This is a genomic window from Streptomyces antnestii (genome assembly GCF_004005495.1).
Classification (GTDB): Bacteria; Actinomycetota; Actinomycetes; order Streptomycetales; family Streptomycetaceae; genus Streptomyces; species Streptomyces antnestii.
The window spans coordinates 1-16859 of record NZ_RZYA01000014.1 but is presented as its reverse complement, the minus strand read 5'-3'; the positions used below and the strand labels follow the sequence as shown (position 1 = coordinate 16859).

The window sequence follows — 16859 nt, the reverse complement described above, 5'->3', positions numbered from 1 at the left end:
GTGACGGCCGGGCGCCCGACGCACAGCGGGCGGTTAGTCCCAGTTGCACTTGTCGTTGAGCAGCGGGTTCATGACCTTCAGCCAGGACAGGTCAGAGCGCCAGGACTCCAGGTCCCACGATTCGCCGCCGGTCCATCCGCCGCCCGGCTTGGGAGCGGAGAAAGCGACGTGGCAGACGAACTGCTTGTAGATGGAGCTTTCTTTGGCGTCCGTCCACGCCCACGGCTTGGGCACGCGTTGCCACGCCTGGTCCCACTCCGCCGGCGCGAGTACCTTGCCGCCGGTTCGACCCTTCAGCGTGGGCCACGCCCGCACGACGAAGGTGTTCTGCCAGTCGCTCATCGGGATCTCGATGCGCGTCTCGTTGATCAGGTCGGTGGCGCGGGACTCCGGGTCGTCCGGCACGACGCCAAAGTAGCCGACGCACTCGTGTCGGCATCCTTCGATGTCGTTGCCCTCAGGGTTCCAGAAGATCGAGCGATGGTTCGAGAACTTCTGCACCCACTCCTTGTTGTCGCTGTCCCACGACCGGTCAGAAGTGGGGTAGCCGAAGTCTCCGGCCTCCCACTTGTAGTTGCCCCAGACCCAGCCGATTTTTCCGGAGACGGCGTGAGCGCCGTTGGAGAAGGGGTTCCAGTAGTAGGTGCCGTTCTCGAACTCCTGGCGCTTGCCCTCTCCATCGGGGTTGGTCAGCTCATCCGTCTTGGGGTAGCCGAGACGTCCGGCCTCCCATCCTTCCTGCGCCCACTTGTCACGGATGGCTCCCCACACCGGGTGCGCTCCGGTCTCCGGGGTCCAGTAGATCGATCCGCCGTCGAAGGTGTTGTAGCGGCCCCTTCCGTCCGGCGTGGTCAGCTCGTCGGATGTGGGGCAGCCCAGGACTCCTTCCCGGCCGTGGTACTCGTTGTACTTGGCGAGGATGTCGCCACCCACCTGATACCCGCAGGTGTCCGGGTCGGCCGCCGCCGGTGCGGCCTGAATCGTCAGTGCGACGAGCACCGCCGCTGCCCCCGTTGCCGCTGCCCGAACGATCGCGGACGTGCGGTGTCTGAGCATCAACTTGCTTCCCCCTACTGCCAGTTGCGTGCGGACGCCTCATGATGCCCATGCTGTGCTTGAGGTATGCGCGCATCGGTGCCACGGCTTCCACGGTCGACCTACGACGACGTACCGGGGATGACCACGGTGCGTGAGGAGCTGCACGCCCGAGGGGCGGCCTCCCATACGGCGCCCCCTTCGTAAGGGTGGACGGCAAGGGTGAAATCCTCGCCCAGCAGACGGAGGATCCGCCATTAGCCAACCGCATGTGGCTGAGTGAGTATCCGTTCGCAGTGAACGTGGGCGATTCACCCAAATTTACTCAGAGCTGTTCCGCTCACTGTCACCATCCGCGGAGGGGTGAAGGCGGCAACGCGCCGCCTCTAGGCGCTCCGAGTAGTCCGCTGCGAAGATTCCGGGGGGCCTTCTCCAGTGTTCCCGCGAACCGGTGGATGGGAGCCCACACCGCTTCATCGTCCGCAAGACTGCTGAGGTCCGTCATCTGCACTCGCTCCAGCCAGTCCGACAGGACCAGGGCCTCATCAGAGGTGAGCTTGATAGTGATCTGCTCGTTGTCCACAGCCGGAACATAGTTCTAGCCATGCCGCTCTGGCACTGGAAATCCCATGGCTCTCGAGTGTCGAATCAGCCAAAGTGCAGTAGTGAGTACTGAAGAGAGTCCCGTGGAACATGAGGACCGGTGGATCCTGAACCTTCGCGGGATGAGCGTCACCAGGATCAGCGTGGACTTCCGGCTCGTGCTGGCCCTCGACTCGGACTGGGAAATCGCACTGGAAGCACCCGTCAACCTCTCGCACGGGACAGTCCATGCCAACCCGTCCGTGCTCCTGAACCCGGAATCGCAGGACGTCGCAGCGGCCCTCGCACTCTTCGGAGCGAAGGTCCTGTCGGCGGTCGCGGTCAAATCCGGTACGCTGCGTCTCGTTTTCGACACAGGACACCACCTGAACTGCTCGTCAGATCCGTCCTTCGAAGCGTGGCAGGTCACGGGCCCGGCAGGATGGAGCTTCGTATCGCTGCCTGGAGGCGACCTCGCCGTCTGGACCCACTCAGGAGCGAGCGAGTCCTAGCCTCGACACACGATGCGGCAGGCACGAGACTCGCGGTCTGTCTCAACGAATCGAGTCCACGCGTCTCACCCAACCCAGTCCACGCAGGTCAGCAGCACGCGAAGGACTAACTTCGATGAGACAGGACAGTGAGTGTTTGAGATCCCCGGCAGGTCTTCGCTGCGGTCTTGCTCGGCCACGACCATGGGGGCTGTACTGGTAGCTGGGGCCACCTGGAAGAAGGCGGGTTCCACCGTGATCATCGGCCTTTCCGGCGTATCCGCGTGAAACGGACCTCAGTTCCGTCGCGGACTGGCGTCACCGTGACGCTTCCACGGAACGGCAACTTCTGCCCCACCCTTCACAGTGCGCCTTTGACCTGCGTTTCTTGGGATCTCAAAAACGCACTTACGACGTATGCGCGTCTTGGCGGGGCGAGCCAACAAGATGGCGCCCCGCTCCCGCCATGAAGCGGAGCGCCCCTTCCTGCCGCCGGTCACCTCCAAGCACCCGGCGGCGGGAGTCTTGAGTCTTCAGTCGGCCTGCGTCTCGCGCGGCCGGCGCGGCCAACTCGTACCGGCACGCGCGCCGTTGTGGAGCTCGCCGCTGTAGTAGTGCCGGTGTTCGCCACAGTGGTCGGCCGGCAGGGTGCAGCGCAGTACGCCTTCGGGTTGCCGGATGAAGCAGATGCCGGGGATTTCCACATGTCGCGCCGACGTGTCTCGCGTCGTGCTCATCGCCGGGTCTGCCGCATCACGAGTCGCAGCCATGTGCCGTGAGTGCAGACCGTCGGATCGTCGGTGCACTGCTCGCAGTTCCGCGTGTGGTCGAGCTGCGCCGGATAGATGCGCTGGAGGGCACAGGGCTGGCAACTGCGGGGGAACCAGCGGGCCACCGTGTCGTGGAAAGACATTGCGTTCACCGAGGTCGATGCCCGAACCGGCGCCGAGGGTGACGGCACACCATGCGCAGTCTCGCCCCCGGATCTGAGGCTGGGTGAGCGCTTCAGGGGCGGGCAGCAGCGGCGTAAGAGGATCCTCGACGAGGACCGCCCCGCCTTTTGCCGATGTGATGTGGCCCGTAGTCTCGGCCATGTCGACGCTCCTGGTGGTGTCGGCCGACCCCGGGGCCGTTCGCGCGGCCGCCGGGCTTTGTTGTGCTTCCCGACGCTAGGCACGTGATGTGCAGTACAGCCAGGGATGTGCAGATGTTTGCAGGATGGCGTCTTTAGCTGAGCACATGTCCTGTTCACGCCCTTGACCGCCGCACCCGTCTGCCTGACCGTGATGCAAAGGAATGCACATCGCGTGATCGGAGACAGGCAGGTGCGCTGGCTCCCACGCCGGCGAGCCTCGGACATCGCGCTGCCCGGAAACGACTTCTGGCTGTTCGACGACCAAGTGATCCGGTGGGGCCACTTCTCCCGTAGCGGGGCCATGGTCGGCCACGAGACCTCCGAGGACCGCGCCGCCGCGAAGCTGTGCGCCGAGGCTTTCGACGCGGTCTGGAGCCGCGCCGTCCCTCACGACCGCTACCAGATCCGCTGAGCAGAAAGCACCGGCAGCCAACCCCATGCCCGCCTCGCCTTCCTCATCTGCCCAGGCCGCGCGTTAAGCCGTCGCCCATCGCCTGCGCGACCTTCGTAAGGAAGCCGGCCTGACTGTCATGCAGTTGGCTGCCGCGTTCAACTGGCACTACTCCAAGACGTCCCGTATCGAGAACGCCCTCACCGGGCCCTCAGCGACCGACATCCGCCTCTTTTTCGCCGCCGTCCGTGCGGAGGACCAGGCGCAGGACCTTTTCATCCAGTCCTTCAATGCCGAATCGATGTACCGGCAGTGGCGCGACCAGGTCCGCACCGGGCTGCGGCACATCCAAGAGAGCCGCACGCGGACCTTCCGCGAGACGGAATGCTTCCGTATCTACTCCTCGAGCCTCGTGCCCGGCCTGCTCCAGACGGAGGGCTACGCGCTCGCCGTCCTCGGCATGGCGGCGAGCGTTCACCACCTGCCCGAGGACGACAGCGCAGAGGCCGCACACGCCAGGATCGAGCGCTCGCGCATCGTCCACGAACAGGGGCACCGGTTCGTCGTGGTGGTTGAAGAGCCGGTGCTGTACTGCCAGGTGGCCGACCCTGCTGCCATGGCCGCGCAGCTCGGCTACCTCCTCACCGCGGGCGCACTGCCAGCTGTCTCCCCGGGCATCATCCCGATGACAACCAGACGTTCGCACTGGCCCGAAGAGACGTTCCACATCTACGACGACCAGCTCGTCTCGGTCGAGCTGGTGTCCGCCGAGGTCAACGTGACGCAGCCCGGCGAGGTCGCACAGTATCTGGAGACGTTCGAGCGGCTCCGCAGCATGGCCGTCTATGACGCGGACGCGCGAGGTCTGATCGTGAAGGCCATTGACGCCCTGGGCTGACCCGCAGAACAAGGGAATGCACGGGTTGCTACGTGCAGCACGATGGCGAAGGCCTCGCCGGGGAAGGTCGGCCGACCGCCGTCGGCGACCAGATCGACTACCGCATGGACGGCGCCCTCGTGTGGATCGGCGAAGGCCTCGCCGCGGTCGGTCAGACCTCCGGTGCTCCCCTGGACGAGGCGGGCAAGCGGGCCGCCCGCGCGCTGACCAATGGAGTCCACCCGGTCACCGGCGAGCAGTTGGTGAGCCCCGAGCTGCGTGCTCACCCGCGCGCAGCTGGTCGGCGCGCGGCTCGTGGAAGCGATCGAGGCGGCCGCCGAGAGGGCAGGCCGGGAGTCGGCCGACCTGTTCGCCGGGAAGCCGAAGCAGGCGGCGAAGTACGCGACGCTCGCCCGGATGGTGCACCAGAAAGGCGAGCGTCACCGGTTGCAAGTCGACTCGCTGCACCGCATCGCCCGCGCGGCCGGACTCGCCCTGGACGACATCTACGACGCCGACGAACTCGCCGAGGCGCGCGCTCATGAAGCCGAGCGAGTCAGCATCCGCATCCGCGCCTACGACATCGTCGCCGACCTGCCGAAAAGTGACTCCACTACGTGAGCGTTGCTCGGAGAGCTGCGGGAGCAAGAGTTCCGTGACCTGGTCCATCAGGCGAAACGTGAGGCGTTCGCCGAGCTGGAGAAATGGATCGGCTACGGCCTGGCGAGCGAGGACGGCACGCTGCAGCGCATCGCCACCGGCGGACTGCTCGGCTGGAGCGTGGAGCACCAGTCGGCGCGCCCGGTCGACGACACCCCCGGCGACCCTCACCTCCACGTCCACTTCGTCATCGTGAACATGGCCCGTTGCGAGGACGGGACATGGAGGGCCATCGCGAACGGCGGCATGGACCTTCACCGGCATGCGAAGGCATTCGACGCCCTGTTCAAGGGGCGCGTGCGCGCGCTGGCCCATGAGCGGCTCGGCATGCGCTACGCCCGCTCGCCGCGTACAGGCGCCTGGGAGGTCGAGGGGATCCCCGAGCCGCTGCGCGACCACTACTCCCGTCGCGCTGCCCAGGTCGACGCCATCGCCGGCGCGGACGCGAGCCGCGAGCCGCGAGCCGCGAGGAGAAGCTACGGGTGTCGGCCGAGACTCGGCATGCCAAGCACGACACCGGACGCCTCGACCTCCGTGACGGTTGGCGCCGGCGCGCGGAGGAACTCGGCTACGACGTCGACGAGCTGATCCGGGCAGCAGCCCCCGAACCGCCCGGGCCCGACGGAGGCTTGCGCGCCGATGGGCCTCAGGGCCCGCGTACCCCTTCGCCCGAGGAGATCGCGCAGGAGGTCTTCGACCCGCGCCACGGACTGACCGCCTTCGACAAGGAGTTCAGCACCGCGCAGCTGCTCGCCCGGGTCGCCGACGCCTGCCGGTACGGGGTCAGGAGTGAGGAACTGGAGGACCTGGCCCTGCGGGTCCTCGGGGTGCAGGGGTACGCCAAGGCGCTGCCGCCACGCGGCTCGCAGCTGATGGAGCACACCGAGCGGTACACCACCCTCGACATCCTGCGGGCCGAGCGGACCATCGTTGACCAGGCCCGGAACAGGTACGCCGACGGCTCCGCCCGCCTGAGTGCGGATCAGGCGGCGGCCGCGCTCTCCGTGTTCGAGGTGAGCGCCGGATTCACTCTCGGCGGCGAGCAGCGGCGCGTGGTCGAACGGCTGCTGACGGCCGGGCACGGCGTGGACGCTGTGATCGGCGTTGCCGGATCGGGCAAGACGAGCCTGATGGAGGCCTGTCGGGTCGGCTGGGACGGCGTCGGCCTCACCTACGCCGGCGCCTCTCTGTCCGCGGTCGCCGCGCAGAACCTGTACGAGGGCTCCGGCATCCCCTCGCGCACCGTGGCCGCCTGGCTGCAGCGCATCCACGGCGGCGACGGGCTGACGGGCATCGACGTCCTGGTCCTGGACGAGGCGGTGATGACCGACGACCGGTCCCTGGCCGTCCTGCTCACCGAGGCCGCCCGCACCGGCACCAAGGTCATCGGCATCGGCGACCCGCAGCAGCTACAGGCGATCGGACCCGGCGGCGGATTCGCCTAGGTGCACCGCCTGGTCGGCGGCGAGACGCTCACCACCAACCGGCGGCAGCAGGACGCCGGTGAACGCGCCGCGCTGGAGATCTGGCGCACCGGCTCCCGCGAGCAGGCCCTGAACCTCCTGGCCGACCGCGGCCGGGTGCACGCCACCGACAGCGCCGACGACGCGAGCCGCGGCATGCTCACCGCCTGGAACGAGACCCGGAGCCGCTGGGGCGACGCATGCGACGTGGTCGACAACCTGGTCGTCCTGGCCGCCCGCAACCACGACGCCGCGCTGTTGAACACAGGCGCCCAGTCGCTGCGTCGGGCGGCGGGCGAACTCGGCCGCGAGCACCGCTACGCCCTGCCCGGCGGCGGCCACCTCACCCTGGCCGTCGGCGACATCGTCCGAGTACGCGCCAACGACTACCGCTCCCGACGCGGCGCCGGCCCCGACGTCCTCAACGGCTACCGAGCTGTCGTCACCGACATCTCCGACGACCATCAGGTGCAGATCGCCTGGCGTCGCAAAGACCCCGATGGCACCACCGGGTTTGGGCAGGCCTGGCTGAGCGTCGGCGATTTCACTGGCGGCGCGCTCTCCCTCGGGTACGCGATGACGATCGCCGCCTCCCAGGGCCTGACCACGGACACTGCCCTGGTGTACGGGCTGGGCGCGAACGCGTACGCCCTCTACCCCGGCATCACCCGCGCCCGCACCGCCAACCACCTGTGGCTGCCGACCGAGGCGCTCGAGGACGCGGAAACCCGGGCCCAGCTCGGCGAGCCCCGCGACGACGCCGAGGCCCTCGACCGGGCCCTGCAGGCGTACGCAACGCTGCTGCGGCAGGACCGCGCCGACACCATGGTCAGCGACCAGCTGCGGGCCGCTCCCGAGCCCGTCGCGGTGCCGCGACCGGCTGAGGGCGAGGTGGCGTTCCCGGCCTGGACTGACCGCCAGGCACGCCCGTACGGCGCCCTGTCCACCGCGCAGTTGGAGGCACGCCGCCTGGCGACGACGCTGCGCGCGGCAGCAACCACCGAGCACGCCGCCGACGAGCAGACCCGTCAGGCCCAGGAAGCGGCAGCTGCCGCGGCCGAAAACCCCAGCGCCGGGCAGCGCACCGCCCAGGCCGCGGCCGCCGTCCTTGCCGTAGCCGATCAGCTCGCCGAACAGGCACAGCGGGAAGCCGACATCGCCGGCGGTGCGGCGACCACCGCCGAGCAGGCCAAGGACATCAAGGAGAAGATCGAGACAGCCTCCGGCCGAGGCCGGATCGCGCTGCGGCTCGCCGGCACGTCCCGCGCCGAACAGCACAGCCTGCTCATCCAATACGCGCGACAGCTGACCGACGCGAGTGAGGAGCAGCAGCGCGCCGAACGCGCGGCCACGCAGGCCCGGCGGCAGGCATGGCAAACACTGCACTCATCCCCGTACGCCGAGTCCCTTCGCGCTCACGGCGGACTCGGCGAGGCACCCGACGACGTGACGGTGATGCGGCATCAGTTCGCCGCGATGCGTGCGCATCTGCCCGTCCTTGCCGCACAGGTCGACACCGCTCGGGCCGAGGCCGCGCAGCAGGCCCGGACGGAGGCGCTCGAATTGCGAGCCAGGGCCAGCGATCTGCGCACGGCCGCTGACCAATTGAAAGCCGAGCAGCAGTTGCGCCAGAAGATCATCGCCCAGGCGCCGCAGCGCCACCTGGCCGATGAGGCGGCGCGGGACGCCGCATTGCTTCGCCGGCAGCGGCAGCGAGCACCCCAGCCCCGGGCTGAGGCCGAGCCAATCCTTTACAGTTCGTTCACACGCCAACCGCCTACACGGGCGACAGGCCTCTTTTCCTGAGGGAACTCATGCGCAGACTCGCCATCGGTGCCGCTTCGTCCGGCGCGCTGGCACTAATAGCCCTCACCGTTCCGGCCGCTCACGCGGACACGGTCGTGGGCGACACGAAGGTTTCGAACGTGGTGGTGAACAGCGGCAAGGACGTCGCCGTCGGCACGACGAACAAGGTCACCTTCAAGGTCACGTTCACAGCCTCAGACCCGGCCGGCATAGCCTCCGGGCAGACGTACCTGTACCACGGCACCTGGAGCGACCCCGACGTCTTCTGGACCCAGGACTCGCCCAGCGAAACCACGTGCACGTCGGGGACCACGGTCACCTGCACCTCGACGTACACCGTCGTCCCCGAGTACGACCTGAACTACAACGCCTTTGCAGGCACCTGGCACTTCGGCGCGTACGCGAAGGCCCAGGACGGCGAATCGGCGAAGCTCACGAATCTCGGCACCTTCCATGTGCAGCGCTACTCCAAGCTCACGGTCAACGCCTCGCCGGAGCCGGTTGCCAAGGGCCGGACGATCACCGTCACGGGCAAGCTGACCAGGGCGAACTGGGAGGACCACCTGTATCACGGGTACACCGGGCAGCCGGTCAAGCTGCAGTTCCGCAAGGCCGGCAGCAGCACGTACAGCACCGTCAAGACGGTGAACACGGACGGCAGCGGCAATGTGAAGGCCACGGTCACCGCCTCCACCGACGGCTACTGGCGCTACTACTTCACAGGCACGAGCACCACGCCCGCCGCCAAGGCCACGGGCGACTTCGTCGACGTGCAGTAAAGAGGGACCTCGCCCGCGAAGCAACGCACCAGGGCGCGCTGCCCTGAGGCAGTGCCGTTGCACTCCGACTAATGGCCGTTGACAGCAATGGTCGTGCCCGGGTTTGGTCGTGTTCCTCCTAGTGGGGCGCCCCGGCCCGGGTGCGTCGCTCGGCGTCCTGGTACCAGGCGTAGGCGAGGAACACGCCAACCTGGCTGTGCAGCTGCTGCACACCCGTCGTAAGTCGATCAGGGGCCGTTGTGTTGCGTCCTGTCCGCAGGTTCATGCTGTTCCCACCTCGATCGGGCACGGCAGCGTGCTGAGTGGAGCAACTCCCCCTGGAGTGTCTTGCCTCCAGTACATAAGTTTGGCGAGGCGCTCAAGGAGAACAAAGAAGCGCTCTGACGTGTGACGATTCAACGCCGTACCGGAGGCCCCTCGGTGATCACCGAGGGGCCTCCTGCATGGGCACCCCCGCTGCTGGTCTGTGATCAGTAGCATCGTTCTCCCGATCGACAGGACATCGGAGCTTAGGGGGGCGTGGTGCTGGAGAGTTTGGTGACGACGGTCGCTGGTGCCCTGCTCGCCACCGTGGGTGTGCTGGTTGGCGGGGTCGTCACGCGCCGTGCCCAGGATCAGCAGTGGATACGCGATCAGCAGCTCGCTGCGCATCAGGAAATTTTCAGCCACTACGCCAAGTTCACGATGGAACTCAGGCGAGCCCACGGTGATCGCCGGGGCTGGGAATACGACTGGGGTGAGTGGAGCGCGGCTTTGATGCGCGTAAGCCTGGTCGCCCCCACAGAAGTCGCCACAGAGATCGACAATTTTGGCCGCGCCATCAACTCCTTCCTGGACCAGGTGGAACGAGGGGAGCGCACCCCACTTCACAACCCTCTCAGTCCGGAGGAGTTCGAAGCGGCGCGGCAGGAACCCGCCGTGGCGCAAGTGAGGCTGGTCAACGCCATACGAAGTTCACTCGGCGGTGATCACAGGGGGCTGTCGTTCGGGATCGGAGGGTAGGGCGTACCGGCCCTGGCCTCGCGTCACGCGTGAGTACCGCTTTAGGAGCGTGGTTGGCCGATGCGGCGGCTGACCTGGGGGTTCTCGCCTTGCGCTGATCTACTTAGCAATGCCTGCTGCCTCTCGTTGTTCCCCGTGGTTCCCCGCTCGATCTGGCACGGCTGTGGTACGGGCGCCGTCTGATCCGTAGCGTGGGCGGCCATTCGCATCTTCGGCTGTCAGTGCTGCATGGCACTCTGCCGCCATGACGACAACGACGGAGCTCACTCTCTTCGCCGACTACTTTCAGATACACGTATCCGATGCGGACTCAGACGGTGACCTAAGCGACGCGTGGACGGACCAGGCCGTTGTCGATCACCTCGCGGTTGCACAGGATGCGCTGGGTATCGGCACGGTGGTCAATGTCAACGTATCCGTCACTGTGGTCGTCCTGCCTCAGGAACCGAGTGATGACAGCTCGGAATTCGATCACGTTGTTGAGGTCAGCCTCGATGTGTCGGCGGGTCGCCTGATGGTCCTGGGCTGCACGGATTACGCCCCCGATGCGGCTACGTTCGAGGTCGCGTCAGGCTGGAACCGCGTCCGCGCGTCCCGGAGCAATTTGGCTCGGGCAGCTCAGGCCGACGTCGACTCCGACGAGAGCCCCGAGACCACCGAGAAGATCCGTATCCAGGTGTGGGCAGCCCCGGAGTCTCCAGCGACGATCACCAAGCGATGGTCTTAGTCCGGCGAAGTCTTCGAGGGCTGGCTCGTGTGCCCGTCCTTTGAGCCGCACCTTCACCACCGTCAGATACCCACCACTCGCCCCGGCTCCCATCCCGTCCGCCGTCGACCCACACACCGTGGAGCGGGCGTGGTTCATGGCGTCCAGGTGGAGCGCGCTACTGTACGAACGACCTGGACGCCATGGGCCGCGTCTGCTCGGCTTTGCCTGGGTCGACGGTGGACGGGATGGGAGCCCACCACGCTCACCACGAACCGGCCGGCACTCGCGAACGGCGCCCCCGCCATCCCAGAGTCTGAGCGCCCCCGCCGGAGGCACATCTTTGGCCCGCGGATGACGCTTCTCACCTCCGCCCGCTTGCACGCAGCGTGCCGCCGGGCGCGGCCAGCCGGGGCGCAGACAGAAGGCAGGCCGCGCCGCAAAGGCGGCGCGCGCCCGCGCCGTGCGCGGGCCTTGATGAGGGAGAGAAACCAGTAACAGCTCTCAGCATCAAAGAGCTTGAGGAGTCAGGTCTTGTCCGGTCGATCACGTGTGCTCCTCCAACACGGCGTGGTGCGGGTGGTCGGAGCGATGCAGAATGGGAACAGCGTTGCCCATTCCTGCTGGTCAGTGAGGTTTTCTCAGCGACCTTGTGATGGACGGCTTTCAGCCGACGATGCGAGCCGTGGCGAGGTCGGCGAGGATCTGATCCACGGTTTGGTCGGGTGTCTGGTTCGACGTGTCCAGCCAGAGCCCGCGGCGTGGGGTGTCCCGGTGCAGTGCGTCGTCGAGGATGTCGACCGTCCAGGGGCCGCCGTAGCCGTTCTTGTGCCGGCCGGCCTCACGCGTTGTGACTACTTCGGGGCCAGGGGCAAGGACGACCACATACAGGGGCCTTGTCGTCACGGCGTGGAGGTAGGCGTCCAGATACTCGCCGAGAACGACGTCTTGAACGACGACGGTCCATCCCGCCTGCGCGTACAGGTCTGCGACCGCAGCGGATGCCTGGTACCGCAGTTGCAGCTGATCCCTGGCCTCGGCGGTCGGCTGGGGCGTGAACTCCGCGCGACCGGACACGATCATCCGCCGGAAGCCGTCGCCGCGCAGGTGCACTGAGCGTGGGAGCCGCTCGGCCAGCAGCTGGGCGATGGTGGACTTCCCGGACGCCATGACGCCCGTCACGAGCACGACCGCGGAACTGAGCTCCCGCACTGTTGGCCCCCGTCGTGGCGCACCTGAGTCAGAACTGCCGCGAAGCCCCTGGTAGGACCGGTCTCACCACAAGATCATGTCCGTAACCACCAGAGGCCCCACGTTGGTCACCTATGTTGCCACGCTCGATGTCCCCCACCAGGTCGTGGACTACCTCGCCCGTTTGCTGGCCGCGCACCGCCGCCGAATCGGCACTCCGCGCGGCTCGCGGGCGCTCGGGCCGTTCCGGCAGGCCGTGTTGGTGTTGCGCTGGTTCCGAGAGCGCGGCTGTGTGCACTGCCTGGCACGAGACGCCGGGATCTCGCAGGCCACCGGCTACCGCTACCTGCATGAGGGCATCGATGTCCTCGCCGGCCAGGCCCCCGACCTGCATGGCGTCCTGAGGCGCTGCCAGGAGGAGGGAATGACGCACGTAATCCTGGACGGCACCCTGGTCCAAGTCGGACCGCGTTTTGGGCGAGCGTGAGAACGGCAATGACCTGTGGTTCAGCCAGAAACGAGAGGCGTTCGGCGGCAACGTCCAGTTCCTGTCCGCGCCGGACGGCACCCCGCTGTGGGTCTCCGAGGTTGAGCCCGGATCGACGCCCGACATCACCGCAGCCCGGATCCACGTCCTGCCCGCCCTCCACAAGGCTGCTGCCCAGGGCCTACCGACCCTGGCCGACAAGGGATACATCGGGGCGGGCATCGGCATACGGATCCCCGTCCGCCGCCCAAAGGGCCGATCCGAGCAAGCCCTCCACATCGACATCCGGATGACGAACGCCTTGATCAGACACATCCGAGCCCTGGGTGAACCTGCCGCCGCCGAGCTCAAGGAACGCTGGCGCGCGCTCAAGCACATCACACTCAGCCCCGCCGCATCGGCGACATCGCCCGCGCCGCGCTCGTTCTCAAGCAGCGTTGGAAGTGATCTTCATAGAGAAAACCTCAGCGACGGACTTACAGGGAGCCAGGTGAGCCGCTGGGTTGAGTCCCCCTTGCCGGGCGCCAGCGCCAGCTTCATCCTGGTCAGCGAACTGGCATTCGGTGTTCAGGGGGGCATGTGACAACTGAAAGAGGCGGGGCGCAGCGCAAGCGAGTGCGGACGGTCGCTGCGTACAGCTTGCTCGGACTCGGACTGCTGGGGTTGATCGCTTCCACGCCGTTCGTGCTGGCCGCCTTGGCTCCAGGGCACATCGACTGGGGGAAGCTCAGTGACATCAGTCAGGCATACGGGGCCGTGTCCGTCGTGTTCTCGGCCATTGCTCTAGCCGGTGTAGCTCTCTCGCTTCTCTACCAGGTCAGGCAGACGCGCACGAGTAACGAGTAACGAGCAGGCCATCAGGGACAGCCATCTCCAGCTCGCGGTGCTCGCGTTGAGCAACCGGGATCTGCTCCAGGCATGGTCTCCGCCCGTTGCGCCGGTGACCTTGAAGCGGCATCAGCAGCATCTGATCACGTCTCTCGCTCTCGGAGAGCTGTTGCAGCGCTTCCGTATCGGCCATCTGTCCGTCGGGAAGCTCACGGTGAAGCTAGACGGCCATTTCCGCGGGGAGATCGCGCGGGAGCAGTGGGAACGCGAAGGGCTGGGGTGGCGCCGCACCATGGAGGCTGGTGATCGCCGTGACGGTGTGTTCGTTCGCCTGGTCGATGAGAGTTACCGGGCTGCTGTGGCGGCGGGGCCAGCGTCCGCTCTTCTGGAGTTTCAAGACCGGCCGGACAGGCCCTAGGCGTTTTTGGCCCGCAGGCATGGCCCCAGTGGTCCTGGATGGGCATGCGTTTCGTCGGTGCTGGGGCTGCGCTCTAGCAGTCGTAGCGGTGCGTGTAGGGCAGGTGGGAGCACTGGCGGCACAAGAAAATGTAGATGCTTCCCATGTCGCCAATATCCATATCCAGGTCTTCTTCTGCGGTGATGCTGAGCAAGTGCTCCATGCGGTGACCGCGCTCGCAGTCTGGCCAGTCGGGCGGCTGGTTCCAGGCCGGGTACACGCCGACCTTGCTTTGTAGCGCACCCGCGAACCGCGTGTACTCCAGATCGAAGTGTCGTTCGAGTTCCTCGATGCGGGGTTGCAGGGTCTGCCGAAGTCCTGGTGGCAGGTCCCAGTTCGGGTATTCCACCGCAGTGGTGGGGGACACTGCGCACGGCTGAGGCATGAAGTCTTCTTCGTACTCACCTTCTTGTGGGGCGGGGCTGTTCCGGAGTACTTCGGTGGCGAGCACGTCTGCTTCGCTCCGCCAGTAGAGCTTCGGTAGTGCGGCGGCCGCGTGGTCCAGAGGGTGGATCAAGGGGCACCAGACCAGTTGGAGTACGTCCATGCCGTCAGGGAAGGCCAGTTCGGGTACGTCTCGCGCGAAGAGCTGGACGACGGGCACCATGGGGACCGTCCCGGCCGGGCTCTTCTCGTTGGGCCAAGCCCAGTGTCCCGGTTGTCCGCAGGAGGGCCACGGCTCGTCAGCTGGCCAGAGAATAGGGCCACCTAGAGAACTCTCCCTGATACCGGGCGAGCCGTTCTTGGGCAGCAGCAGCGTTGTCCGCTGTCCGAGCACTGCGAGCTCGGGTATCAGGTCTTCCAGGTCGAACGGTGGACCTGCAAAGCTCTGCGGCACGGGCGGGGCCTCCTTGGATCAACAGCTCCAACTCTTGGGCAAGCTACCTCCTGCCGCGCGAACCGATCGCTGAGGGACACCTGACCCGGAAGGCTTCTTGCCCTGACTCATCGCCGACCTCCCACCGTCACGGCCGTGCATGCTTGCAGTCGCGCGGAGTCCGGCGCGTACAACTGGGGCCCCGCCTGAGCGGAGCAAGGTCGAGCCGAGGAGGACGGGGCAGCGGCATGGGCCGGGCTTCAGCTCATGACCGGCACGCGCGTTGCACGCGTTCGAGAGCCCGGCACCGTCCTGGCGGCGACGTTGTCAGTGCCGGTCCTTAGGGTCACTGCATGGCTGATCAGAGACTCACTTCTGCGGGGCTGCACGACTTCGCCACCTGGGCACCGGTGTTGCGGCTGCTACGCGACCACGGCGCCGATCAGCGCTCCGATGCCGCCGTACGCGCGGCGGGGCGCATAGGCAGGGGCAGTTGGAGTCTGCCGCTGGAGCGGTCGCGGCCCAGGCCTGGGCGAGCCGTTCAGGCAGAGGACCGGCAGGCGGAGTTTGACGCAGTGGGGCGGGTGCGTGGCGCGCTGGTGGCGGCCGGGATCGACGACGTGTCCTTCTCCGTGAAGTTCGAGTCGACTGGGCAGGCCACGCTCCGCGTGATGGGGCCGAGCCCCGCCGTCGAGTCCGGCATCGGCACGGCTCAGCCGGGGGCGCTGGTCCTGGTCGATGGCGCGGTACCCGAGCCATGGCGCAGGCTGCCGGATCCGGTGCCCGGCGCGGTGCCGGCCCCGACGGCGGATCCGGTGCTGCTGGCATGCACGGTGCGCGAGCGGGTGCCTGACGCCGTCGGAGCGACGGACGCGGAGATCGCCGCCACGGAGGCGCGGCTCGGCGTCGCACTGCCCGAGGAGCTGAAGGCGCTCTACCAAGTCGCCCAGCCGACGTGGGAGCAGGGCTCGGAGACGGATTACGACGCCGGGGAGCGGATCGACAGGGCGGTTGGCTGCGAGCTCTTTCCGCTGGACTCCCTCTACGTCGCTGACGCCGCGTCACGTCCCTCCCCCTGGACTCACGGCGCCATGGAGGCGGTCGTCACCGAGCCCGACGCCGCCGTGCAGGGTCTGGTCGGCTCGCCCGGCTGGATCGTGTTCGGGGACACCGGCGGGGGCGACCGTCTTGCGGTCGATTTGACGCCGGGCCCACGCGGGCACAAAGGGCAGATCATTCTGATCGGCCACGAGGGATATGTCGGCGCGGAGATCGTCGCGGACTCCCTCACCGGCCTGGTGCTCGGCCGGCCTCACAGCACACCGCGGGGCGGGCACGGCGAGTACCCGCCGGTCGTGGCGCACGTCAACATCCGCGGCATACCGAGCATCGAGGCCGCCGTCCATCCTGGCCTTGAGGTGCTGTCCATCGGGGTGTGGGACGACGCGCCGGTCAGCCTCGCCCCCGCCGTCGGGCTGCCGCGGCTGCGCACGCTGTGCGCCTACCCCGGTACGCTCGCCGACCCGTTGGAGATAGCGCGGCTCGCCCATCTCGAGTTCCTTCGGCTCGGCCCGCAGGAGTGGCGGGTGCTGCTCGATGCCGGGGCGGTGCCGCGCAGTCTGTCGGCCGCCTCCATCACGGTCCACGGTCAGCAGGACGTGCTGCCGACGGTGGACCTGGCCAACGAGATCCTGGCGCTGTGGGACCGCCCGCAGATCGTGCGCACCGTGCTCAAGGGCAACCTCGGGCCCGCCGTGCGACCTGCTGGCTAACTGGCTCTAACAAAAGCTGTTGATCATGTGACTGTTGGCTTGTCGGGTCGTTGGTCTGTTCATGGGGAAACGTCAGTCGCGGCCCTGGATCGTGTCGGACGAACTGTGGTCGCTCATCGAGCCGTTACTGCCCAAGCCGGGTCGGAAGCTGGTCGAGGGCCGACCGCGGGTACCGGACCGGCAAGCTTTGTGCGGGATCCTGTTCGTGCTGCACACCGGCATCCAATGGGAGTACCTGCCACAGGAGTTGGGCTTCGGATCAGGCATGACCTGCTGGCGGCGTCTGGCCGCGTGGAACGAGGCCGGCGTGTGGGACCAACTGCACGCGGTGCTGCTGAAGGAACTGCGGTCGAAGAACCAGCTGGACTGGTCGCGGGCGG

At 67.4% G+C, this 16859-nt stretch carries 18 protein-coding genes and 1 pseudogene; 15 read left to right on the top strand and 4 right to left on the bottom strand.

Annotation, left to right across the window (positions count from 1 at the left end; all coding sequences use genetic code 11):
• Positions 1 to 33: 33 nt before the first annotated feature.
• Positions 34 to 999, bottom strand: a complete 966-nt coding sequence (locus EOT10_RS26005; protein WP_223281199.1) for a DUF2599 domain-containing protein — start codon at positions 997 to 999, stop codon at positions 34 to 36.
• Positions 1000 to 1664: 665 nt separating this feature from the next.
• Here EOT10_RS26005 and EOT10_RS25995 point away from each other — a divergent pair.
• Positions 1665 to 2129: a DUF6188 family protein gene (locus EOT10_RS25995; protein WP_223281198.1), complete on the top strand. Its 465-nt coding sequence runs from the start codon at positions 1665 to 1667 to the stop codon at positions 2127 to 2129.
• 512 nt (positions 2130 to 2641) lie between these two features.
• On the opposite strand, the gene EOT10_RS25990 is transcribed toward EOT10_RS25995, so the two are convergent.
• The gene (locus EOT10_RS25990; RefSeq protein ID WP_127830767.1) at positions 2642 to 2845 is read right to left on the bottom strand and encodes a hypothetical protein; all 204 of its coding nucleotides are present in this window, start codon (positions 2843 to 2845) and stop codon (positions 2642 to 2644) included.
• A 519-nt stretch (positions 2846 to 3364) separates the two neighbouring features.
• On the opposite strand from EOT10_RS25990, the gene EOT10_RS25980 reads away from it, so the two are divergent.
• The 9 genes from EOT10_RS25980 (at position 3365) to EOT10_RS25940 (ending at position 10948) form a co-directional block, all read left to right on the top strand.
• Entirely contained in the window at positions 3365 to 3655 is a 291-nt protein-coding gene (locus tag EOT10_RS25980) for a DUF6879 family protein (RefSeq protein WP_431313325.1), read from the top strand.
• Between the two features lie 82 nt (positions 3656 to 3737).
• Entirely contained in the window at positions 3738 to 4532 is a 795-nt protein-coding gene (locus EOT10_RS25975; protein ID WP_223281224.1) for a helix-turn-helix domain-containing protein, read from the top strand.
• 258 nt (positions 4533 to 4790) lie between these two features.
• Entirely contained in the window at positions 4791 to 5132 is a 342-nt protein-coding gene (locus EOT10_RS25970; protein ID WP_127830765.1) for a hypothetical protein, read from the top strand.
• Positions 5133 to 5135: 3 nt separating this feature from the next.
• A complete protein-coding gene (locus EOT10_RS25965) occupies positions 5136 to 5759 on the top strand; it encodes a relaxase domain-containing protein (RefSeq protein ID WP_127830764.1) in 624 nt (207 codons plus the stop codon).
• The gene (locus EOT10_RS25960) at positions 5654 to 6616 is read left to right on the top strand and encodes an AAA family ATPase (RefSeq protein WP_189492088.1); all 963 of its coding nucleotides are present in this window, start codon (positions 5654 to 5656) and stop codon (positions 6614 to 6616) included. Before EOT10_RS25965 ends, EOT10_RS25960 begins: the two co-directional genes overlap by 106 nt.
• Entirely contained in the window at positions 6617 to 8440 is a 1824-nt protein-coding gene (locus tag EOT10_RS25955; protein ID WP_127830762.1) for a hypothetical protein, read from the top strand.
• 8 nt (positions 8441 to 8448) lie between these two features.
• Entirely contained in the window at positions 8449 to 9219 is a 771-nt protein-coding gene (locus tag EOT10_RS25950) for a calcium-binding protein (protein ID WP_127830761.1), read from the top strand.
• Positions 9220 to 9738: 519 nt separating this feature from the next.
• Positions 9739 to 10221, top strand: a complete 483-nt coding sequence (locus EOT10_RS25945; RefSeq protein ID WP_127830760.1) for a hypothetical protein — start codon at positions 9739 to 9741, stop codon at positions 10219 to 10221.
• Between the two features lie 244 nt (positions 10222 to 10465).
• A complete protein-coding gene (locus EOT10_RS25940) occupies positions 10466 to 10948 on the top strand; it encodes a hypothetical protein (protein ID WP_127830759.1) in 483 nt (160 codons plus the stop codon).
• 645 nt (positions 10949 to 11593) lie between these two features.
• Here the strand turns inward: EOT10_RS25940 and EOT10_RS25930 are convergent.
• Entirely contained in the window at positions 11594 to 12139 is a 546-nt protein-coding gene (locus EOT10_RS25930; RefSeq protein ID WP_127830757.1) for an AAA family ATPase, read from the bottom strand.
• 103 nt (positions 12140 to 12242) lie between these two features.
• Here EOT10_RS25930 and EOT10_RS25925 point away from each other — a divergent pair.
• From EOT10_RS25925 to EOT10_RS42110, 3 genes and pseudogenes are all read left to right on the top strand, one after another.
• Positions 12243 to 13052, top strand: a pseudogene (locus EOT10_RS25925) (transposase family protein).
• A gap of 132 nt (positions 13053 to 13184) precedes the next feature.
• Positions 13185 to 13451, top strand: a complete 267-nt coding sequence (locus EOT10_RS43180) for a DUF6082 family protein (protein WP_431313324.1) — start codon at positions 13185 to 13187, stop codon at positions 13449 to 13451.
• Positions 13452 to 13461: 10 nt separating this feature from the next.
• Complete coding sequence (locus tag EOT10_RS42110) at positions 13462 to 13851, top strand: DUF6082 family protein (protein WP_431313327.1); 390 nt, start codon at positions 13462 to 13464, stop codon at positions 13849 to 13851.
• Between the two features lie 73 nt (positions 13852 to 13924).
• On the opposite strand, the gene EOT10_RS25915 is transcribed toward EOT10_RS42110, so the two are convergent.
• The gene (locus EOT10_RS25915) at positions 13925 to 14728 is read right to left on the bottom strand and encodes a hypothetical protein (protein ID WP_223281197.1); all 804 of its coding nucleotides are present in this window, start codon (positions 14726 to 14728) and stop codon (positions 13925 to 13927) included.
• A 332-nt stretch (positions 14729 to 15060) separates the two neighbouring features.
• Here EOT10_RS25915 and EOT10_RS25910 point away from each other — a divergent pair, with 332 nt between their 5' ends.
• Positions 15061 to 16479, top strand: coding sequence for an SMI1/KNR4 family protein (locus tag EOT10_RS25910; protein ID WP_127830755.1), 1419 nt, complete (start codon positions 15061 to 15063; stop codon positions 16477 to 16479).
• 61 nt (positions 16480 to 16540) lie between these two features.
• Positions 16541 to 16859, top strand: a 319-nt coding sequence (locus EOT10_RS25905) for a transposase (protein WP_146003137.1), incomplete at its 3' end; no start/stop codon positions are given.

Bases quoted from the DNA above. Each gene is read 5' to 3' on its own strand.
- EOT10_RS25990 (WP_127830767.1), bottom strand. From the start codon at position 2,845: ATGAGCACGACGCGAGACACGTCGGCGCGACATGTGGAAATCCCCGGC.
- EOT10_RS25940 (WP_127830759.1), top strand. From the start codon at position 10,466: ATGACGACAACGACGGAGCTCACTCTCTTCGCCGACTACTTTCAGATA.
- EOT10_RS25950 (WP_127830761.1), top strand. From the start codon at position 8,449: ATGCGCAGACTCGCCATCGGTGCCGCTTCGTCCGGCGCGCTGGCACTA.
- EOT10_RS25910 (WP_127830755.1), top strand. From the start codon at position 15,061: ATGGCTGATCAGAGACTCACTTCTGCGGGGCTGCACGACTTCGCCACC.
- EOT10_RS25995 (WP_223281198.1), top strand. From the start codon at position 1,665: ATGGCTCTCGAGTGTCGAATCAGCCAAAGTGCAGTAGTGAGTACTGAA.